Source organism: Halomonas sp. TH-94, assembly GCF_057473365.1.
The window spans coordinates 30,297-49,057 of the sequence record NZ_JBYCKL010000082.1 but is presented as its reverse complement, the minus strand read 5'-3'; the positions used below and the strand labels follow the sequence as shown (position 1 = coordinate 49,057).

At 62.1% G+C, this 18,761-nt stretch carries 22 protein-coding genes; 19 read left to right on the top strand and 3 right to left on the bottom strand.

Features of this window, described 5'->3' with window-relative positions; genetic code table 11:
* Positions 1-44: 44 nt before the first annotated feature.
* Together AC2VNO_RS15735 and AC2VNO_RS15730 are read left to right on the top strand one after the other, a co-directional pair.
* Positions 45-638, top strand: a complete 594-nt coding sequence (locus AC2VNO_RS15735) for a cytochrome c oxidase assembly protein (protein WP_486935005.1) — start codon at positions 45-47, stop codon at positions 636-638.
* Entirely contained in the window at positions 635-1,495 is an 861-nt protein-coding gene (locus tag AC2VNO_RS15730; protein WP_486935004.1) for a cytochrome c oxidase subunit 3, read from the top strand. The genes AC2VNO_RS15735 and AC2VNO_RS15730 overlap by 4 nt, the downstream gene beginning before the upstream one ends.
* Positions 1,496-1,539: 44 nt before the next feature.
* On the opposite strand, the gene AC2VNO_RS15725 is transcribed toward AC2VNO_RS15730, so the two are convergent.
* Complete coding sequence (locus AC2VNO_RS15725) at positions 1,540-1,737, bottom strand: DUF2909 family protein (protein ID WP_486935003.1); 198 nt, start codon at positions 1,735-1,737, stop codon at positions 1,540-1,542.
* On the opposite strand from AC2VNO_RS15725, the gene AC2VNO_RS15720 reads away from it, so the two are divergent.
* The 14 genes from AC2VNO_RS15720 (at position 1,736) to AC2VNO_RS15655 (ending at position 14,885) form a co-directional block, all read left to right on the top strand.
* Positions 1,736-2,491: an SURF1 family protein gene (locus AC2VNO_RS15720; RefSeq protein WP_486935002.1), complete on the top strand. Its 756-nt coding sequence runs from the start codon at positions 1,736-1,738 to the stop codon at positions 2,489-2,491. The two genes, AC2VNO_RS15725 and AC2VNO_RS15720, sit on opposite strands and share 2 nt — an antisense overlap.
* Entirely contained in the window at positions 2,476-3,003 is a 528-nt protein-coding gene (locus tag AC2VNO_RS15715) for a hypothetical protein (RefSeq protein WP_486935001.1), read from the top strand. The genes AC2VNO_RS15720 and AC2VNO_RS15715 overlap by 16 nt, the downstream gene beginning before the upstream one ends.
* Positions 3,004-3,082: 79 nt before the next feature.
* A complete protein-coding gene (locus AC2VNO_RS15710) occupies positions 3,083-4,147 on the top strand; it encodes a COX15/CtaA family protein (protein ID WP_486935000.1) in 1,065 nt (354 codons plus the stop codon).
* Entirely contained in the window at positions 4,140-5,078 is a 939-nt protein-coding gene (gene cyoE / locus AC2VNO_RS15705) for a heme o synthase (RefSeq protein WP_486934999.1), read from the top strand. Before AC2VNO_RS15710 ends, cyoE begins: the two co-directional genes overlap by 8 nt.
* A 116-nt stretch (positions 5,079-5,194) precedes the next feature.
* Positions 5,195-5,956 (top strand): 3'(2'),5'-bisphosphate nucleotidase CysQ, encoded by a 762-nt coding sequence (cysQ, locus tag AC2VNO_RS15700; RefSeq protein WP_486934998.1) that lies wholly within the window; start codon positions 5,195-5,197, stop codon positions 5,954-5,956.
* Between the two features lie 72 nt (positions 5,957-6,028).
* Entirely contained in the window at positions 6,029-6,496 is a 468-nt protein-coding gene (locus AC2VNO_RS15695) for a DUF2489 domain-containing protein (protein WP_486934997.1), read from the top strand.
* A gap of 251 nt (positions 6,497-6,747) precedes the next feature.
* Positions 6,748-7,449 (top strand): OmpA family protein, encoded by a 702-nt coding sequence (locus AC2VNO_RS15690; RefSeq protein ID WP_486934996.1) that lies wholly within the window; start codon positions 6,748-6,750, stop codon positions 7,447-7,449.
* A 277-nt stretch (positions 7,450-7,726) separates the two neighbouring features.
* The gene (gene thrS, locus AC2VNO_RS15685; RefSeq protein ID WP_486934995.1) at positions 7,727-9,625 is read left to right on the top strand and encodes a threonine--tRNA ligase; all 1,899 of its coding nucleotides are present in this window, start codon (positions 7,727-7,729) and stop codon (positions 9,623-9,625) included.
* A gap of 32 nt (positions 9,626-9,657) precedes the next feature.
* Positions 9,658-10,227: a translation initiation factor IF-3 gene (infC, locus tag AC2VNO_RS15680; RefSeq protein ID WP_486935016.1), complete on the top strand. Its 570-nt coding sequence runs from the start codon at positions 9,658-9,660 to the stop codon at positions 10,225-10,227.
* 84 nt (positions 10,228-10,311) lie between these two features.
* A complete protein-coding gene (gene rpmI, locus AC2VNO_RS15675) occupies positions 10,312-10,506 on the top strand; it encodes a 50S ribosomal protein L35 (protein WP_010628692.1) in 195 nt (64 codons plus the stop codon).
* A gap of 36 nt (positions 10,507-10,542) precedes the next feature.
* Complete coding sequence (gene rplT, locus AC2VNO_RS15670; RefSeq protein WP_159552283.1) at positions 10,543-10,896, top strand: 50S ribosomal protein L20; 354 nt, start codon at positions 10,543-10,545, stop codon at positions 10,894-10,896.
* Positions 10,897-11,045: 149 nt separating this feature from the next.
* Complete coding sequence (pheS, locus tag AC2VNO_RS15665) at positions 11,046-12,065, top strand: phenylalanine--tRNA ligase subunit alpha (RefSeq protein ID WP_228573606.1); 1,020 nt, start codon at positions 11,046-11,048, stop codon at positions 12,063-12,065.
* A 56-nt stretch (positions 12,066-12,121) separates the two neighbouring features.
* A complete protein-coding gene (pheT, locus tag AC2VNO_RS15660) occupies positions 12,122-14,518 on the top strand; it encodes a phenylalanine--tRNA ligase subunit beta (protein WP_486934994.1) in 2,397 nt (798 codons plus the stop codon).
* Between the two features lie 61 nt (positions 14,519-14,579).
* Positions 14,580-14,885, top strand: coding sequence for an integration host factor subunit alpha (locus tag AC2VNO_RS15655; RefSeq protein WP_228573608.1), 306 nt, complete (start codon positions 14,580-14,582; stop codon positions 14,883-14,885).
* Positions 14,886-14,944: 59 nt separating this feature from the next.
* Here AC2VNO_RS15655 and AC2VNO_RS15650 read toward each other — a convergent pair whose 3' ends face one another.
* Complete coding sequence (locus AC2VNO_RS15650; RefSeq protein WP_228573609.1) at positions 14,945-15,157, bottom strand: DUF2788 domain-containing protein; 213 nt, start codon at positions 15,155-15,157, stop codon at positions 14,945-14,947.
* Positions 15,158-15,322: 165 nt separating this feature from the next.
* On the opposite strand from AC2VNO_RS15650, the gene AC2VNO_RS15645 reads away from it, so the two are divergent.
* Both AC2VNO_RS15645 and AC2VNO_RS15640 read left to right on the top strand, forming a co-directional pair.
* The gene (locus AC2VNO_RS15645; RefSeq protein WP_486934993.1) at positions 15,323-15,787 is read left to right on the top strand and encodes a flavodoxin domain-containing protein; all 465 of its coding nucleotides are present in this window, start codon (positions 15,323-15,325) and stop codon (positions 15,785-15,787) included.
* Position 15,788: 1 nt separating this feature from the next.
* The gene (locus AC2VNO_RS15640) at positions 15,789-16,157 is read left to right on the top strand and encodes a hypothetical protein (RefSeq protein WP_486934992.1); all 369 of its coding nucleotides are present in this window, start codon (positions 15,789-15,791) and stop codon (positions 16,155-16,157) included.
* Between the two features lie 46 nt (positions 16,158-16,203).
* Here the strand turns inward: AC2VNO_RS15640 and ppnN are convergent, their stop codons facing one another.
* Positions 16,204-17,568 carry a nucleotide 5'-monophosphate nucleosidase PpnN gene (gene ppnN, locus AC2VNO_RS15635; protein WP_486934991.1) on the bottom strand — a complete coding sequence of 455 codons (1,365 nt, stop codon included), beginning with the start codon at positions 17,566-17,568 and terminating at the stop codon, positions 16,204-16,206.
* Between the two features lie 205 nt (positions 17,569-17,773).
* Here ppnN and AC2VNO_RS15630 point away from each other — a divergent pair, with 205 nt between their 5' ends.
* On the top strand, positions 17,774-18,697 hold the full coding sequence (locus tag AC2VNO_RS15630; protein WP_486934990.1) for a LysR family transcriptional regulator: 924 nt from the start codon (positions 17,774-17,776) through the stop codon (positions 18,695-18,697).
* Positions 18,698-18,761: the final 64 nt, after the last annotated feature.

The following is an 18,761-nucleotide window of genomic DNA, read 5'->3' as shown; positions in this document are numbered from 1 at the left end:
CTGGCCACTTCGCGTGGCCAGGTAAACGATAGGAGAAGTGAAGCATGACTCAGCAAGATACTGAGGCCAGGCAGGCGGGGGTGCGGCGTACGGTGTGGCGTAGCGTGGCCGCCTTGGTGGGTATGTTCGCCTTTGCCTTTGCCCTGGTGCCGCTGTACGACGTGTTCTGTCGCGTGACGGGAATCAATGGCAAGGTCGATACCACGGCTCAGGCGCTGGTACATGACGAGGTGGACGAATCCCGCATGGTCACCGTGCAGTTCATCACCCGCAACGGTTCGGGCTTGCCCTGGCGGCTCGATGTGGAGACCCGGCAGGTTCGCCTGCATCCGGGCCAGACGTCGGAAGTCAACTTCATGTTCAGCAATCAGAGCAGTGGCGAAAGCTGGGGCCGCGCCGTGCCGAGCGTTTCGCCGTCCACGGCGACCCGCCATGTGCGCAAGTCCAGCTGCTTCTGCTTCGAGGAGCAGATGCTGCAGGCGGGTGAGCGTCTTGAGTTACCGCTGGTGTTCCAGTTGGATCGGGACCTCCCCCCCGAGGTCAATACCGTCACTCTGGTCTATACCCTCTATCCCGTAGAGGGCAAAACCCAATCGCTGCAGGCCGGGGTCAAGCGCGACGAAGGAGGTGAGGCATGAGTGGTGGCAGCTATTACGTACCCGCAACCAGCAAATGGCCCGTGCTGGGCTCCCTGGCGCTTGGGGTGATGATGATCGGTACCGGCATGGTGCTGGTACACGGTCGCGGTACGCTGATTTCACTGGTAGGTCTCATTGCGGTCATAGCCGTCATGGCGCTGTGGTTCCGCGATGTGATCGTCGAGTCCCGCAGTGGGCTTTACGACGCGCAGATGGATCGCTCATTCCGCTGGGGCATGGGTTGGTTCATCTTCTCCGAGGTCATGTTCTTTGCGGCCTTCTTCGGCGCGCTGTTCTATGTGCGCACCTTTGCCATACCGTGGTTGGGGGGGGAAGGCACAAAGGGGGCCACCGCGCTACTGTGGCCGGAGTTTACCGCGCACTGGCCGCTGCTGAGTCCGCCCGATGCATCCGTGTCAGGACCGGCTCAGGTATTCAGCCCGTGGCATCTGCCCCTGGTGAATACCCTGATCCTGATCTCTTCGAGCATCACCCTGACCGTGGCCCATGAAGCGCTGAAGGAAGGCAAGCGCAAGGTATGCCGTAACTGGCTGGCGGGCACCATCCTGCTGGGTCTCACCTTCATCGTGATCCAGGGGGTGGAGTACTACGAGGCCTACGCTCACTACGGCATTACCCTGCAGGCCGGGATCTACGGCGCGACCTTCTTCATCCTGACGGGCTTCCACGGGGTTCACGTCATTGTCGGCACGTTGATCCTCATCGTGATGCTGTTCAGGGTGATGCGACATCACTTTGCTGCCGAAGACCACTTCGGTTTCGAAGCCTCGTGCTGGTATTGGCACTTTGTCGATGTGGTGTGGGTGGGGCTATTCTTGTTCGTCTATGTCTTTTGACCTTGCGCCCCATGCGCGTCGCGTGGGGCTTGCAACCTGGGCGCTCAAGCCACGCCCAGGTTGCCGAAGTAGAAGCCGTAGAACAAGAGGGCCAGCAGTAGTGCCGCCAGGGCGACGCGAATCTTCAGCGATACGAGAAGTCGCCTCGAACTGGAATCGTCGCGCAGCAGGAAGCCTACGCCGGCGGCCAGGCTGGTCAGCATGGCCAGAAACACCACGGCAATCAGGGTCTTGAGAAGCATGAGTCACTCCATCAGGGGGCAGGGGGCAATCGGGTGGCGTTTGAGCGCCTGGTACGTGTTCTGGTTGCTGCTCGTGGCACTAGGACTGTTCCTTGGACTATGGCAGTGGGACCGGGCGGACGACAAGCGTGAATATCTGGCACGTCTCGACGCCGCCCCAACGCTCGAAGCACCCAGTGCTTCTCCGCCGGAAGGGACTCATCTCACTCTGCGTGGCCATTATCTGCCCGATTCGACCCTGTTTCTCGATAACCGCACCCACGAGGGGCGCCTCGGGGTGGCGGTACTGACGCCCCTGCAAACCCATGACGGCCGGCTGTGGCTCGTTCAGCGCGGGTTTCATCCCACCGGACCCACCCGTGAGACGCCGGAAGTGGAAACCCCGGAAGGCGAGGTCGTCGTTGAAGGACGCTGGCAGCCCGCCGGGGCTAGTACACCGCTGTTCGGTCCCAACCGGGAGGGGAGTCGTCTCCAGCGTATCGAACTGGTGGCTTGGGAGGACCAAATGGACTTTGCCCACCCGGGCTGGATGCACCTCGAGCGCGGGGACGGTTTGCTCGTACCGTGGTGGCAGCCGTCTGTGGTACCCCCTAGCCGCCATGTGGGCTATGCCGTGCAGTGGTGGGGGCTGGCGCTGGCGGCCTTGATCGTGATGGTATTGGGAGGGCGCAGGCTGGCGAGCGATCGTCGCCGTGCTGCGCCAGATGCAGGACCGGATGCATTCGAGGAGAACAAGCCTTGCAGGAAGCCGTGAGAATTCGACACCAGCGCTTCAAGCTGCTGGCCTTGATTGCGATATTCGCCGTTCCCGTCATTGCCGCATGGGTGATGGTGCAGTGGCGGGTCGGGATACCGGAACAGCGCACGGCGCACGGGGAGTTGGCTCCCGAAGTGCCGTCGTTGGCGCAATGGCCCCTGGCGCAATGGCAGGGCGCGCTGGATGAGGGTGACTGGGTCCTGGCTTTTGATTGCAGCGTGGCCTGTGAGGAAGGTGCCGACCGCTGGTGGCGGCTGCATCGTGCGCTGGGGCGTGAGGCGCCCCGCGTGACTCGGCTGCGAATTGGCGGAGAGGGGGAGCTTTTACCCGGCGAAGTCGCGGCCCAGTGGCAACACGTGCCCGACTGGCACTCGCCTGGCCGGGTCTGGGTGCTCGACCCCCGAGGGCAGGCCGTGTTGACTTATCATCGCGAGGTCGAACAGCGTGATGTCATGGACGATCTCAGCCATCTGTTACGCATGAATCCCGAACGCAGAACGGCGCCTTAGCCAATACCGACATAGCTGATCGAAGTCAGCGCGCTATTCGATCATGGAGGCGAAAAACGACATCATGCAGAGCGCTTCGATGCACAACGTTACCGTTCAGAGAGAGTCGGCGCGGCTACGCCTGCTGCTGCGCCTGAGCTTGGCGGGGGTCGTCTTTACCACGGTGGTGATCTTGATCGGTGTCTGGACCCGATTGGTTGATGCCGGACTAGGCTGCCCCGACTGGCCGGGTTGCTACGGGCGCCTGGTGGTGCCCGATGCCGAGCGTGCCATGGCGCACTCTCCCGATGCACCGTTGGAAACCTTCAAGGCCTGGGTGGAAATGATCCACCGCTACGTGGCTTCGGCGCTGGGGCTGCTGGTCGTTTCACTGCTGGTGCTGGGCGCAGGCTTGCGTCGTCGCGCCGGCTATCCCTGGATGACGAGCGTCTCACTGCTGGTCGTGATCCTGCTGCAGGGGGCCTTCGGTGCCTTTACCGTTACGCTCAAGCTGTGGCCCCAGGTGGTGACCCTGCACCTGCTGGGAGGGTTGGCGGTGCTGCTGCTGTTCCTTTGGCTGCACTTGAGCCTGCGCCGCTTCGCCAAGGGGGCGGTGAACGCGGCGTCACCCAGGCGGCGGCTGACGCCGCTTTGGGGGTTGGCGATCGCGCTTCTGCTGCTGCAGCTCGCCCTGGGCGGTTGGGTATCCAGTAACTACGCGGGTATTGCCTGCCAGGGGTTCCCGACCTGCAATGGCCAATGGTGGCCTGAGATGGACTGGAGCGAGGGCTTCCACCTGACTCAGACCGTGGGGCCCAACTACCTGCATGGCCAGCTGCATGCCGATGCGCGTACCGCCATTCATCAGGGGCATCGAATCGGTGCGCTGCTGCTGGGGCTGGCCCTGATAGTCCTGGCAGTGCGCTATTGGGGAGAAGCGCGAATGCGCCCCTGGCTTGGTGGGCTCGTGATCGCCTATGGTGTTCAATTGGGGCTTGGCATTGCCAATGTGCTGATGTGGTTGCCCTTGTGGCTGGCTCTCCTGCATACGGCAGGTGCCGTGGCGCTGGTCTTGCTGCTGGCGCTGGCCATCTGGCAGTGGCGGGAGTCGGCCGTATCGGCTGAAGATTCTTTACGACGGGACAAGGAGTGGGTGCATGTCTAACGCGCTGATGCGACGTGGCGGGGTGAAGCGCGTGCTGCTGGAGCAGCTGGATGCGGCCGAATGGAGCTGGCAGGATCTGCTCACGCTATGCAAGCCCAGAGTGGTAGTGGTCATGCTGGCGTGTGCGCTCGTGGGAATGGCGCTGGCTACCCCGACGCTGCCTTCGCTAGCCACGGTGGTGTTCGGGCTTGCCGGTATCGGCATGGCGGCCGGCGGTGCGGCGGCCTTCAATCACATCGTGGACCGTCGTCTCGATGCCATGATGCTGCGTACCTCTCAGCGTCCCTTGGCGTCCCAGCGCATGCCCACGGCTTTGGCGCTGGGCTGGGCAACGCTGCTGTCGATTGCGGGCATTTCCTTGCTGCTGTGGCAGGTCAACGCCTTGACGGCCTGGCTGACGTTGGCCTCGTTGATCGGCTATGCGCTGATCTACACTGCCTTTCTCAAACGCGCCACGCCGCAGAACATCGTCATTGGCGGCGTGGCCGGTGCGGCTCCGCCGATGCTGGGGTGGACCGCGGTGACCGGACAACTGGGGCCCGAGCCGCTGCTGCTGGTATTGATCGTGTTTGCCTGGACCCCGCCGCATTTCTGGGCTCTGGCAATCCATAAGCGCGACGAATATGCGCGTGCGGGTGTGCCCATGCTGCCGGTGACCCATGGCGAGGCCTTCACGCGGCTGCAGGTGTGGTTGTATGGTTGGCTGACCGTCGCCGTGACCCTGCTGCCTTTCGCTATCGGCATGAGTGGGGCGGTCTATCTGGTAGGGGTCATGGCGCTCAACCTTCGCTTTATGTACTGGAACTGGAAGGTCTGGCGCGGGGTGGATGCCCAAGCCCCGCTGGCGGCTTTCTGGTTCTCGATACGCTATATTCTCGGGGTGTTCGGTGTGCTGCTGCTGGATCACTATGCCAGTCTGTGGGTGATGTAGCCGTCATCGGCAAGAAACGACAAGGCGCCCGGCATTAACTGTCGGGCGTCTTGCGTTTGCGCGCCTGGATAAGGGAGGTGTGAGTGACTGACACGGGTAGTTCATGGCCTGTTTCGATGCCCGACATTACTGCGCTCATCGAACTTTGCGAAGCTGCGGGTCGGGAGATCATGCGGGTGCGAGAAGGCCGCTTCGATGTCGTTCGCAAGCAGGACGGCAGCCCGGTAACGGAGGCCGACATGGCGGCACATCGCTGTCTGGCCGACGGTTTGCCTAAGCTGGAGGCGATCCCGCTGCTCTCGGAAGAGCAAGCCGGCATTGGCTGGGCGCAGCGTTCTACCTGGCAGCGCTACTGGCTGGTCGATCCACTTGACGGTACACGCGAGTTCGTCGACGGCTTCGATGATTTCACCGTCAATGTGGCGCTGATAGCTCATGGCAAGGTGCTGCTCGGTGCGGTCCACGCCCCGGCGCTGGGCAGAAGCTGGGCCGGTGGAGCGGGCATCGGTGCCTGGTCGTGGTCGCGGGGTGGCTGTCGTGAAATGGCGGTGCGACCCACACACCCGCCTCGAATCCTCGCCAGTCGCGCGCATCTCGATACCCAGACCGAGGCGTGGGTGGCACAGTTTGCCGATGCCACCCTGGAGCGCTGCGGCAGTTCAGTGAAATTCTGCCGCATCGCCGAGGGTGAAGCCGACCTCTACCCGCGTTTCGGCCCAACGAGTGAATGGGACACGGCAGCCGGTCAAGGCGTGCTGGAAGGGTCGGGTGGCACCGTCATCGATCTGCATGACGGGAAACCGCTGCGCTACAACCAGCGTGACAGTCTGCTCAATCGCCCCTTCGTGGCGTGCAGTGACCGGGTCTATCTGAATTGATGACGTCCTTGCCTGTGCTTCGCCGCAGCTTGCGTTACAATTTCGCCTGGAACCCAACCCCCTGGAGAATCGATGACGACGACAACGGCTATGATCCTGTTCGCCGTGGGCCTGGCCATCATTGCCGGCCTGGGCGCTTACGCCTACACCCTGTGGAAGGAGGTGAAGCGCCGCGAGGAGTTTCGCGTCGACGAGCTGCGCCGTGCGCATGACAACTGCCTGGCGAATCTCGAAATCGTCGCTTCGTCGCTGCTGCAAGAGCAAGTCGACATTACCGAGGGGGCCTGGCGTTGCAAGGTGTTGCTCGACATTATCGACCCGAGCCTGAATGAAAGGCCCGGACTTCAGGCCTTTGGCGAAGTCTATGCTCGCACCCAGCACCTGCATACGCACTCTGCGCGCAAGGAGTTGGCGCCGCGCGATCGCATGCAGGAAGATCGCGAGCGACTCGAAGTCGAGGAGCAGTGGCGTCAGCCGGTGCTGCAGGCTGCGGAAGAGGTGCTCAAATTCAGGCGTGGCTGGCCGGACAGCCTGCATTGAAACTATACAAATGCTTTACAGCAAGGTAATGTTGGCAGCGCTTTTGAAACTCCGGAAAGCTAATTATTTAGCTGTTCGTGGGTTAAAAATGACAGAAACTGGCCCACGAGCATTGAACGGAGTGCGAAGGCGCTTTGAGCGGGGCGGATAAAGGCCTACACTTTAAGCCGTTGGGTCAATGATTGTCCTGACCATCGGGGTATGAGTTCTTTAGCATAACCCGAGATGAAAAATCAAGAAGGAGTCTTGTAATGAAAAAATCGACGACTGGCTTGCTGTTGGGTTCTGCACTGGTACTTGGCCTCTCTGGCTGTGCCACGGATTTTCAAAGGGGCGGTGAAAGGGCTGGCGGTACGGCTACGGCTTCTACCGGCGATGCCTGGTACCAGCAGCCCGTGGTTTGCGGCATTGCTGGCGGCCTGATTGGCGGCAGCATTGGCTATGCCGTCAGCGGTAGTTCGGACGAGGATCAGGGTATTGCCGTTGGCGGTGCCACCGGTGCAGCTATCGGCGCTCTGCTGTGTGCCGACCGCACGCCGCCGCCCCAGCCGGTAGCCGAGCCCGAGCCGATGCCCGAGCCCGAGCCCGCGCCGCCCCCGGTAACCGAGTTCGAGGCCGTGACGCTGGATAGCGAAGTCACCTTCGCCTTCGATTCCGACGAGATTCGTCCGGGTGCGCACCAGACGCTTCAGCAGGTCGCCACCACCCTGCGTGAGAATCCCAACCTGCGCGTACGTATCGAAGGTCACACCGACTCCGTCGGTTCTGCGCAGTACAACGAAGGCCTGTCTCAGCGTCGTGCCGACTCCGTACGCGCCTTCCTGGCCGCCCAGGGCATTGCGGAAAACCGCATGACCACTCGCGGCTTCGGTGAGGAGCGTCCGGTCGCCACCAACGATACCGACGAAGGCCGGGCTCAGAACCGTCGCGTCGAAATCGTCAACTGGGATTGACGGTAGCGTTACCGGACAGCTAGCCCGGTATCGTTAAGACAGGGGCACCTTCGGGTGCCCCTGTTGCATACGTGCTCTTGGTCGCGGGCGAGCGTGGCGGAGCCTTGGGCTCTTCTGTTAGTCTTGTCGGCTGCCGTGACGTGCAGCGAGGCCGGTTGTTCGGCACTCGTATCGCCCAAGGTGATGGGTGGGCTGCACGCCGAGCGCATTTCCGCTTCGCTATCAACCGCGACATGTGATCCCTGGTATGGATCACCACTGCGCAAAGGACGTTTTGATGCCCATCGTGACCCTGCCGGACGGCAGCCAAAGAACTTTCGACGAACCCATCAGCGTAATGCAGCTCGCCGAGTCCATCGGCCCCGGGCTGGCCAAGGCCTGTGTTGCCGGTAAGATCGGCGGCGAGCTGGTGGATGCTGCCGACCTCATCGAGCGAGACGCCGAGGTGGCGATCATCACCGCCCGCGACCTTGAGGGGCTTGAGATCATTCGCCACTCTTGCGCGCATCTCATTGGGCATGCAGTCAAGCAGCTCTATCCCGAGGCCAAGATGGCGATTGGTCCGGTGATCGACGACGGTTTCTATTACGACGTCGACTTCGGTCGCTCGGTGACGCCGGACGATCTGGCCGCCATCGAGTCGCGTATGCAGGAGCTGATCGATAGCGAGTACGACGTGGTCCGTGAATACGTCGACCGCGACAAGGCGATGGCCACCTTCGAGGAGCGTGATGAGCCCTACAAGCAGGAGATCATCCGTGACATCCCTCAGGGTGAGACGATTCGCCTTTATTACCACAAGGAATACACCGACATGTGCCGGGGTCCTCACGTCCCCAACACCCGGCATCTGAAGGCGTTCAAGCTGACCAAGCTGGCCGGTGCCTATTGGCGTGGCGATGCCAGCAAACCGATGCTGACGCGTATCTACGGCACGGCCTGGGGCGACAAGAAGCAGCTCAAGGCCTACTTGCAGCGTCTGGAAGAGGCGGAGAAGCGCGATCACCGCAAGCTGGCCAAGCGCATGGATCTCTTCCACCTTCAGGAAGAGGCGCCGGGCATGGTGTTCTGGCACCCCAACGGCTGGACCATGTACCAGGCGCTGGAACAGTACATGCGCCGCATCCAGATCGAACACGGCTACCAGGAAATTCGTACGCCCCAGGTGGTCGATCTTTCATTGTGGAAGAAATCCGGCCACTGGGGTCACTACAGCGACCTGATGTTCACCACCGAGTCGGAGAAGCGCGAGTACGCAATCAAGCCGATGAACTGCCCCTGCCACGTGCAGGTGTTCAATCAGGGGCTCAAGAGCTACCGCGATCTGCCGCTGCGCCTGGCCGAGTTCGGCAGCTGCCACCGCAACGAGCCTTCCGGTTCCCTGCACGGTTTGATGCGAGTGCGCGGCTTCACTCAGGATGACGCGCACATCTTCTGTACCGAGAAGCAGATTCAGAGCGAGGCCGAGGCCTTCATCGCACTGACGCTCAAGGTCTACAAGGAGCTGGGCTTCGACGACGTCGAGCTGAAGCTGTCGACCCGTCCGGAAGACTTCATGGGCGAGCCGGCGCTGTGGGATCGAGCCGAAGAGGGCCTCGAGGCGGCGCTCAACGCGACCGGCTTGAAGTGGGAGCTGCAGCCGGGTGAGGGAGCTTTCTATGGTCCCAAGATCGAGTTTGCCCTGCGCGATTGTCTCAACCGCGTGTGGCAGTGTGGTACTCTGCAACTCGACTTCAACCTGCCGGGTCGCTTGGGCGCTCAGTTCGTAGACGAAGACGGTGAGCGCAAGACGCCGGTCATGCTGCATCGGGCGATCCTGGGTTCCTTCGAGCGCTTCATCGGCATCCTGATCGAGCACTACGCTGGGGCCATGCCGCTGTGGTTGGCGCCGGAGCAGGCGGTGGTGATGATCATCACCGATGCGCAGCGCGATTATGCCCTGGAACTCGAGCGCCGCTTGCAGAAAATTGGTCTTCGCGTCAAGGCGGACTTGAGGAACGAGAAGATCGGCTTTAAAATCCGCGAACATACATTGCAGAAGGTTCCCTATCTCCTGGTGGTTGGAGATAAGGAAGTCGAAGCCGACTCGGTTGCCGTGCGCACGCGCACTGGCGAAAACCTGGGCACCATGACCGTCGATACCTTCATTGAGAAGGTTCGGGTCGAAGGTTGGTGAGCACAGGTTGGTAAAGACAGGTTGGTAACGACATCGTCAATTACCGGAACGGAGACGGAACGATCAAGCGAAGCAGCCAGCGCGCACGTCCACAGGACAAGCGCCCCCCAATGAACGAGCGGATAACCGAGGATCAGGTACGCCTGATCGACAGCGACGGCGAGCAGCTGGGCGTAGTGCCCACCAGCGAAGCGCTCGAGCGTGCCGAAGCAGCCGGACTAGACCTCGTCCAGATTTCCAATGCCGATCCGATCGTCTGCAAGATCATGGATTACGGCAAGTTCGTCTTCGAGCAGAAGAAGCAGAAGGCAGCTCAGAAGAAGAAGACGAAGCAGATTCAGGTCAAGGAAGTCAAATTCCGGCCTGGCACCGACGAGGGCGACTATCAGGTGAAACTGAAAAACCTGATGCGCTTCCTCGAAGGTGGCGACAAGGGCAAGGTCACGCTGCGTTTTCGCGGTCGTGAAATGGCGCACCAGGACATCGGTCGCAAGCTGATGGAGCGGATTGCCGCGGATCTCGAGGAAATCGGAACCGTGGAGGCCTTCCCCAAGATGGAAGGGCGCCAGATGATCATGATCATCGCCCCCAAGAAGAAGTGATCCGAAGGCCAGCCAAACGGGTGGTCGGTACAAACCGGCCGCCGGCCCCGGATTTTCTGAAAAAACTCGAGCGGAGTTAGACTCATGCCGAAAATCAAGAGCAACAGCGGCGCTGCCAAGCGCTTCAAGAAGACGGCCAACGGCTTCAAGCACAAGCAGTCGTTCCGTAGCCACATCCTGACCAAGAAGTCGACCAAGCGGAAGCGTCACCTGCGTGGTACGAAGCTTATCCATGACGCCGACAAGGCCCTGATTCAGCGCATGCTGCCGAATCTGTAAGCCTTAGATCGCCCATTTAAACGTCAGGAGAAAGCCATGACTCGTGTCAAGCGTGGTGTCGTCGCACGTCGTCGTCACAAGAAGATTCTTAAGCTGGCCAAGGGCTACTACGGTGCCCGTTCGCGCGTTTTTCGCGTAGCCAAGCAAGCCGTCATCAAGGCCGGTCAGTATGCCTATCGCGACCGTCGTCAGCGTAAGCGCCAGTTCCGCGCTCTGTGGATCCAGCGTATCAACGCCGGCGCACGTCAGCACGGCCTGTCCTACAGCCGCTTCGTCGGTGGCCTGAAGAAGGCCGGGATCGAGATCGACCGCAAGGTGCTGGCCGATCTGGCCGTTCACGAGAAGGCTGCGTTTGCCGCCATCGTCGAGAAGGCCAAGGCTGCCCAGTAAGTGACATCGGCCAATGGCGTCGAGCCGGCCTGAATGGTTTCGACACGATGCCAGACCGTCGCAGGGGAAGAGCAGCCGCTCTTCCCCTGTTTTTTTACAGCGCGCCACTGACGCGTCAACTGCAGGATAACGAATTCGGAGCTCAGCGGATGGACCATCTACCGACATTGGTCACCGAGGCCCGTCAGGCCATTCAGGCCGCCGAGAGCATCGCGGCGCTCGATGAGCTGCGGGTGCGCTACCTCGGCAAGAAAGGCGAGATCACCGCCCAGCTCAAAAGCCTGGGCAAGCTGCCGGCAGAGGAGCGTCCGGCAGCGGGGGAGCGCATCAACCAGGCCAAGCAGGCCCTGGCCGAAGAGCTCGACGGCCGCCGTCAGGCGTTGGCCAAGGCGGCGCTCGAGACGCAGTTGGCGGCGGAACGCATCGACGTGACCCTGCCGGGGCGTGGCCAGTCCAGCGGTGGGCTTCATCCGGTCACCTTGACCCTGGAGCGCATCGAGGGCCTGTTCAGCCGCATTGGCTACGATGTCGCCGTGGGTCCTGAAGTCGAGGACGACTACCACAATTTCGAAGCGCTCAACATTCCCGCCCATCACCCGGCGCGGGGCATGGCGGACACCTTCTATTTCGATGCCACGCGCCTGCTGAGGACGCATACCTCGCCGGTCCAGGTGCGCACGATGAAGGAGCAGGCGCCGCCGATCCGCATCGTCTGCCCGGGGCGGGTCTACCGTAGCGACTCCGACCTGACCCATACGCCGATGTTTCATCAGGTCGAAGGGCTGCTGGTGGATGAGGACGTGAGCTTCGCCGACCTCAAGGGCACCATCGAGGACTTCCTGCACGCCTTCTTCGAGCGTGACGATCTCTCGGTGCGTTTCCGCCCCTCCTACTTCCCGTTCACCGAGCCCTCCGCCGAAGTCGATATCCAGTGCGTGATGTGTTCAGGCGAAGGCTGTCGCGTCTGCTCTCATAGCGGCTGGCTGGAAGTGATGGGCTGCGGCATGGTGCATCCCGAGGTCTTCCGTCACTCGGGAATCGATTCCGAGCGCTACAAGGGCTTTGCCTTCGGCATGGGCGCGGAGCGACTCGCCATGCTGCGTTACGGCGTCAACGACCTGCGCATGTTCTTCGACAACGACCTGCGCTTCCTGCGTCAGTTCGCCTGAGTGGATCTGGAAGCGCCCAGGTGTGACTCGAACATCGGCCGAATACAGGATTGACCATGAAATTTTCCGAACAGTGGCTGCGTGAATGGGTTTCGCCGCAGCTTGGGGTGCAGGACTTGGCCGACCAGATCACCATGGCCGGTCTCGAAGTGGATGCGGTCGAGCCCGTCGCTGCGGCCTTCAGCGGTGTGGCGGTGGCGGAAGTCGTGGGCAAGCAGCAGCACCCCGATGCCGACAAGCTCAACGTGTGCCAGGTGGTCGATGGCAGCGGCGAGCAGGTCCAGGTCGTGTGCGGTGCGGCCAACGTGGCGATTGGCCAGAAGGTGGCGTTTGCGCGTGTTGGTGCCGTGTTGCCCGGCGAAGACAAGAACGGCGGTTTCAAGATTGGGCAGGCCAAGCTGAGAGGCGTCGAGTCGCACGGCATGATCTGCTCCGCCTCCGAACTGGGGCTTGCCGAGGAGACGTCCGAGGGAATCCTGGTGCTTCCCGCCGATGCACCGGTCGGTGAGGATTTTCGCGCCTGGATGGGCCTCGATGACCACACCGTCGAGGTGGACCTGACGCCCAACCGCGGTGACTGCTTGAGTCTCAAGGGGCTGGCGCGTGAGGTGGGGGTGCTCAACCGTATGGCGCTGACGGCGCCTGTCATCGAGGCGGTCTCGGCCACTCATGACGAGACTTTTCCGGTACGCGTGGAGGATGCCGAGCGCTGCCCGCGTTACATCGGCCGGCTGATCAAGGGGGTCGATGTCACGGCTGCCACTCCACTGTGGATGATAGAGCGTCTGCGTCGTAGCGGTATTCGCTCCATCGATCCGGTGGTCGACGTGACCAACTACGTCATGCTCGAACTGGGCCAGCCGCTGCACGCCTTCGACCGTGACAACCTGCATGGTGCCGTCGTGGTACGGCTGGCACGGGAAGGGGAGCAGCTGGTGCTGCTCGACGGCCAGCAGATCGCGCTGGGTGCCTCGACGCTGGTGATCGCCGATGAGCGAGGGCCGCTGGCCATTGCCGGCGTGATGGGTGGCGAGAGCTCCGGTGTGGGTCCGGCAACGCGCGACATTTTCCTCGAATCCGCCTTTTTCTCTCCGTTGGCAGTGGCCGGACAGGCGCGCTCCTATGGGCTGCACACTGATGCCTCGCACCGCTTCGAGCGTGGTGTCGATCCGCGCTTGACCCGCGAGGCGGTGGAGCGTGCCACGGGGCTGCTGCTCGAGATTACCGGGGGGGAGCCTGGGCCGCTGGTGGAGGTTTTCAGCGATGCCGATATGCCACCCGAGCGTGAGGTCACTCTGCGCGCGGCTCGGCTCGAGCAGGCGTTATGCAAGTCCCTGCCCTCTGAGGAGGTGCAGGATATCCTCGAACGACTGGGAATGGCGGTCAGCACCACCGAAGCTGGCTGGCTGGCACGAGTGCCGAGCTGGCGTTTCGATATCGCCATCGAGGAAGACCTGATCGAGGAAGTCGCCCGTATTCACGGCTATAACCGCTTGCCGGTGCGGCGTCCTGCGGCTCGTCTGGCACTGCGCCCCGACAACGAGGCGCGCACACCGTTGGCCCGGTTACGGCGCCAAATGGTGGCGCGAGGGTTTCAGGAGGCAATCACCTACAGCTTCGTTGCCCCCGAGCTGCAGCAGGCACTGTTGCCCGATGCGGTGTCGCCGCGTCTGGCCAACCCGATTTCCAGCGACCTGGCGGTCATGCGGGCGAGCCTGTTCCCCGGCTTGATCCGTGCGCTGGAGTACAACCTCAATCGCCAGCAGACCCGGGTGCGCTTGTTCGAGACGGGGCTGGTATTCCGCGGCGATCTGGATGCACTGGAGCAGACGCCCATGGTCGGTGCGCTGGTCTGCGGTACCCGGTCGCCGGAGGGGTGGGCAGGCGATCGCGACAGGGTCGACTTCTTCGACCTCAAGGGCGACCTGGAAAGCCTGATGGCCCTGGGCGGCGAAGACGATGCCTGGCGCTTCGAGCCGGGTGAGCACCCTGCGCTGCATCCGGGTCAGAGCGCGCGAGTGGTGTTCCGCGGTGACCCCGTGGGTTGGATCGGCGCCCTGCACCCGGCGGTCAAGGCGGAACTTGGCCTCAAGACGGAAGTGTTCATGTTCGAAGTGCGCCAGGAGGCGCTGACCCACGGAAGCCTGCCGGCCTTCGAGCCCCTGTCACGCTATCCGGAAGTGCGCCGCGACCTGGCCTTCCTGCTGGATGAACGGCGCTCGGTACAGTCGCTGCTGGATTGTGTGCGGCAGAAAGCGGGACAGTGGCTCCAGGAGCTTCGGCTGTTCGACGTTTATCAGGGCAAGGGGGTGGCCGAAGGTAGTAAGAGTGTTGCCTTGGGCTTGACCTGGCAGCATCCTTCACGCACGCTGAATGACGAGGAAATCAATCAGTTGGTCGATGCCATCGTCGCCGAGTCGCAGCAGCATCTGGGAGCGGAACTGCGCGGGTGAGCGCAGACGAGACCGGAGGCAGTAATGGCGGCGGGCTGGACCGCCACTCTAAGGAGGTGACATGGGAGCGTTGACCAAGGCGGAACTGGCCGAACACCTCAATGCCGAGCTGGGGCTGACCAAGCGGGAAGCCAAGGCCATGGTAGAGGCATTCTTCGAGGAGATACGGGCATGTCTTCGCGAGAATGAGCAGGTCAAGCTGTCGGGCTTCGGCAACTTCGACCTGCGCGACAAGCGCGAACGGCCGGGGCGTAACCCGAAGACGGGAGAGGAAATTCCCATTTCAGCTCGCCGTGTGGTGACCTTCCGGCCCGGACAGAAGCTCAAGAGCCAGGTGGAGCGTTACGACGGCCCGCAGCCCAGCTGATGCGAGGTTCAGGGTGCCATCCCGAGGGTGGCACCCTGGCGGCGTAGGGCGATTGACGGCTAGAGGCCGCCGCTCTCCATGAGCCAGGTGATGACCACCTTGAAGATATATCCCATCATGCCTGCGCCAAGTACCACGAACAGCATCAATGTGCCGAAGCGCCCGGCCTGGGACTTCTTGGCCAGATCCCAGATGATGAAGCCCATGAACACGATCAGTCCGCCGATCAGCAGCGGTGTGATCCAGGCTTCGAACGTATGCGTCTGCAGCATGCCGCCTCCTCGAACTAGAGACCGAGTATTATACTCGGACACTCTTCCTGCTGCCTGCGACAACGCGTCGCTTAGCGGTGGCATGCCCCGGCACGGTAGTAGCGGAGCTGGGGCATCTTATCGTTGGCAAAAGCCTCAAATGAATAGATCAGGTCAATTCCCGACATGCCAATTCTGAAGATTTTCGTTGGAACCATGTATGGCGGCGCTCTCGATGTCGCCGAGCAGGTCAGCCCCTTGTTCGAGGCGGCTGGCTACGAGACCGCGGTCATCGAACAGCCTACCCTCGAGGACCTGACGGATGAGCGGCCCGATCTGGTGCTGTTCTGCCTCTCTACCACCGGTAGTGGGGATTTCCCCGGGAATTTCGTCCCTTTCGCTCGCGCGCTTGATGAGCGCAGCCCGTCTCTGGTCGGGATCCGCTACGGTTTGATCGCCATGGGCGACAGCTCCTACGGCGAGACCTTCTGTGGAGCAGGGCGCCGGCTCGACGAGATGCTCGAAGGGCTTGGTGCCACGCGGCTGGGAGAGCGGCTGGAGATCGATGCCATGGAAACGTTCATGGCCGATGACGCCGCGCTGCCATGGGCCGAGGAGTGGATCGAAACCCAGCGGTTGCAGGTGGCTTGATATGAGTGCCGAGCCGACTGCCGAACGACTGAGCCTGCTGGCGGGTCTGCTGGTATTGATGCTGGCGACCGTGCCGAGATACATCGCCGGAGGTCACGAGAATCGTCTGTCGCTGATCGTCATCGCCATTGCGGTGGTGGCGGCAGTGGCCATCATGAACTGGCGCCTGCTGGATGCCCGCGAGCGCGCACGTCTGCCTCGATTGGCCAAGCGGTTTGGTCTGGCGTTAGTGGTGGGTCTGGCGGTGATGGGGCTGTGGCACATGCTGTTCACCGCCTGGATCAGCTGGGAGCTGTTGATCGCTCATGGCGCCACCCTTGGCTTGCTGTTGCATGCCGTGGTGCTGTGGTGGCGCCCCGTCTCACAGTAGGAAGACCCCATGATGGCGTCGTTTCAACGGCCCGTCATAACGACCGTCATACCAATCGATAGCACGGCTCGTATTCCCTGCCGGGCAGCTTCATGCGGCCCTGGGCTACGAAGGAGCCGAGCAGCTCGTCCAGGCGGCGCATCAGCTCCGGCTCGGCGTGCAGCCGGAAGGGGCCGTGCGCCTCGATGGCTCGTAAGCCCTGTTCCTTGACGTTACCCGCCACGATGCCCGAGAACGCCCGGCGCAGATTGGCCGCAAGCTCGTGAACCGGTTGGTTGCGGTGCAGCGCGAGTCCGGCCATGGCGGCGTGGGTGGGCTCGAAGGTCTCCTGAAAATTGCGGGCAATGGTAAGACGCCAGTTGTAGTGAAAGGCGTCCTGCTGAGCCCGGCGGAATTCGGTGACGCCATCGATGCCCTTGCGCATGCAGCGTGCCACCTCGATGGGGTCGTCGACGATGATGCGATACTTGCTTCGAACCGACTCGCCCAGGGTGTAAACGAGGAACTCGTCGATGCGCTGAAAGTAGTCGGCGGAGTTGGCCGGCCCGGTGAAAATCAGCGGCAGCTCCATGTCGGCATTGTCCGGATGCAGCAGAATCCCAAGGAGATAGAGAATTTCCTCTGCGGTTCCGACGCCGCCGGGAAAGACCACGATGCCGTGGCCGAGGCGCACGAAGGCTTCGAGACGCTTCTCGATGTCGGGCATCACCACCAGCTCGTTGACCAAGGGGTTGGGCGCCTCTGCGGCGATGATGCCGGGCTCTGAAATGCCCAGATAACGGCCATCGAGGATACGCTGCTTGGCATGCGCCAGGTTGGCCCCCTTCATCGGTCCTTTCATCGCGCCGGGGCCGCAGCCGGTGCAGATGTCCAACTCGCGCAGGCCCAGGTGGTAGCCCACGTCCTTGGTGTATTCGTACTCTTCGCGAGTGATGGAGTGGCCGCCCCAGCACACCACGATTCCGGGGTCGCGCCCGGGCTTCAGCGTACCGGCCTTGCGCAGGATGTGGAACACCGCGTTGGTGGTGCCCTCCCCGGTGGTGAGATCGAAGCGACGATGCTGCTGGATCTCGTTGTAGACATAGACGATATCGCGCAGCACCGAGGAGAGGTGCTCGCGAATGCCACGAATCATCTTGCCATCGACGAAAGCCTGGGCGGGGGCGTTACTGAGCTTGAGACGTATGCCGCGGTCCTGCTGGATGACCTCGATATCGAAGTCGTGATAGGTCTCCATCAGTACCAGGCTGTCATCTGTCATGTTGCCGGAGCTGAGCACGGCCAGCGCGCAGCGCCGCAGCAGGTCGTGCAAGCCGGCCTTGGAGGTGTCGCGCAAGCGATTGACCTCATGCTGCGAGAGAACTTCCAGGCTTCGCAGCGGTGAGACGATGGCGGAAATGGTATCTGGCATGAAACGATCCTTGTGGTGTCGACTTGCATCCCTGACCAAAACTACCGGCACGGCGCGGTGCATGCTCGGCCAGGGAGTCATACGTCTTTCAATATGTTGTCTCTGGATGCTATCACGCCGGTTGAAATGGCGCAGCGCTGCGTGGCCAGGGCTTGGGTGGTAAGATGAGGGCTTCCGGTCTCGGCCTATTCTGCAAGCGATTCTCATGTTCAACGCACTGTATTTTCGTACCTTCATCACCCTGGTCGAAACAGGCAGCTTCACACGGACTGCGCGTCATCTGGATATGACCCAGCCCGGCGTCAGCCAGCATGTGCGCAAGCTCGAACAGTATCTCGGCAAACTTTTGCTGGAGCGCCAGGGGCGACGTTTTACCCTGACCGAGGCCGGTAGGCGGGCGTACGACTACGGCTTGAGACTGTTTGCCGAACACGAGCAGTTCCGCCACTCGCTGGATGACGATGCGCTGGACACCGGCGAGTGTCGCATAGCGTCACCTGGCAGTGTGGGGCTGATGTTCTACCCCTACATACTCGGTCAGCAGCAGATGTCGCCGGGTCTGACGGTGAGCTACAACTTCGCCTTCAGTCATGAGATCGTCTCCGATGTGCTGGCCGGCCGCCATGATCTTGGTATCGTCACCGAGCCCATTCGCCACCCTGAACTGAACTGCAGCCTGTGGCATCAGGAGCCGCTGTGCCTGGTGGTGCCGGCCGATTTTGCCGGGACCACGCTCGCCGAACTGGTGGGTATCGGCTTCATCAACTACTCCGACGGTGTCAGCCATGCCGGAGCGCTACTGCGCAGCAACTTCCCGGGCGAGTTCCGCTCCATGAGCCAGTTTCGGCGCCAGGGCTTCACCAATGAGGTGGGCATGGTGCTGGACGCGGTGGCTCGCGGGCTGGGCTTTACCGTCGTATCACGGCTGGTGCTTGAAACCTCCCCCTGGCAGCGCCAGGTCAAGGAGCTGGATCTCGCGGTGACCGAGCACGAAACGCTGCATCTGGTGAGCCGTACGGGCACGACGATACCGCGCCGCTATGTTCGCTTGCTCGATGGCTTTCGTGAGCAGCGCATGCGCGAGCGCTTCGGGTATGGTGATTTTGGCGAGATCCCACCGCTGACGTAACGGCTCAGCCGATGATGAAAATGAAACGGCCCGCCATTCGGCGGGCCGTTTCATTGGCACAAGG

What these genes read in the sequence shown, in the direction of transcription:
- AC2VNO_RS15640 (WP_486934992.1), top strand. Translation starts at nt 15,789, where the DNA reads ATGAGTGCCGAGCCGACTGCCGAACGACTGAGCCTGCTGGCGGGTCTG.
- ppnN (WP_486934991.1), bottom strand. Translation starts at nt 17,568, where the DNA reads ATGCCAGATACCATTTCCGCCATCGTCTCACCGCTGCGAAGCCTGGAA.
- AC2VNO_RS15710 (WP_486935000.1), top strand. Translation starts at nt 3,083, where the DNA reads ATGCACAACGTTACCGTTCAGAGAGAGTCGGCGCGGCTACGCCTGCTG.
- AC2VNO_RS15645 (WP_486934993.1), top strand. Translation starts at nt 15,323, where the DNA reads ATGCCAATTCTGAAGATTTTCGTTGGAACCATGTATGGCGGCGCTCTC.
- cysQ (WP_486934998.1), top strand. Translation starts at nt 5,195, where the DNA reads ATGCCCGACATTACTGCGCTCATCGAACTTTGCGAAGCTGCGGGTCGG.
- AC2VNO_RS15630 (WP_486934990.1), top strand. Translation starts at nt 17,774, where the DNA reads ATGTTCAACGCACTGTATTTTCGTACCTTCATCACCCTGGTCGAAACA.
- pheS (WP_228573606.1), top strand. Translation starts at nt 11,046, where the DNA reads ATGGACCATCTACCGACATTGGTCACCGAGGCCCGTCAGGCCATTCAG.
- AC2VNO_RS15690 (WP_486934996.1), top strand. Translation starts at nt 6,748, where the DNA reads ATGAAAAAATCGACGACTGGCTTGCTGTTGGGTTCTGCACTGGTACTT.
- cyoE (WP_486934999.1), top strand. Translation starts at nt 4,140, where the DNA reads ATGTCTAACGCGCTGATGCGACGTGGCGGGGTGAAGCGCGTGCTGCTG.
- AC2VNO_RS15655 (WP_228573608.1), top strand. Translation starts at nt 14,580, where the DNA reads ATGGGAGCGTTGACCAAGGCGGAACTGGCCGAACACCTCAATGCCGAG.
- AC2VNO_RS15720 (WP_486935002.1), top strand. Translation starts at nt 1,736, where the DNA reads ATGAGTCACTCCATCAGGGGGCAGGGGGCAATCGGGTGGCGTTTGAGC.
- thrS (WP_486934995.1), top strand. Translation starts at nt 7,727, where the DNA reads ATGCCCATCGTGACCCTGCCGGACGGCAGCCAAAGAACTTTCGACGAA.
- AC2VNO_RS15695 (WP_486934997.1), top strand. Translation starts at nt 6,029, where the DNA reads ATGACGACGACAACGGCTATGATCCTGTTCGCCGTGGGCCTGGCCATC.
- AC2VNO_RS15730 (WP_486935004.1), top strand. Translation starts at nt 635, where the DNA reads ATGAGTGGTGGCAGCTATTACGTACCCGCAACCAGCAAATGGCCCGTG.
- rplT (WP_159552283.1), top strand. Translation starts at nt 10,543, where the DNA reads ATGACTCGTGTCAAGCGTGGTGTCGTCGCACGTCGTCGTCACAAGAAG.
- pheT (WP_486934994.1), top strand. Translation starts at nt 12,122, where the DNA reads ATGAAATTTTCCGAACAGTGGCTGCGTGAATGGGTTTCGCCGCAGCTT.
- rpmI (WP_010628692.1), top strand. Translation starts at nt 10,312, where the DNA reads ATGCCGAAAATCAAGAGCAACAGCGGCGCTGCCAAGCGCTTCAAGAAG.
- AC2VNO_RS15650 (WP_228573609.1), bottom strand. Translation starts at nt 15,157, where the DNA reads ATGCTGCAGACGCATACGTTCGAAGCCTGGATCACACCGCTGCTGATC.
- AC2VNO_RS15735 (WP_486935005.1), top strand. Translation starts at nt 45, where the DNA reads ATGACTCAGCAAGATACTGAGGCCAGGCAGGCGGGGGTGCGGCGTACG.
- AC2VNO_RS15725 (WP_486935003.1), bottom strand. Translation starts at nt 1,737, where the DNA reads ATGCTTCTCAAGACCCTGATTGCCGTGGTGTTTCTGGCCATGCTGACC.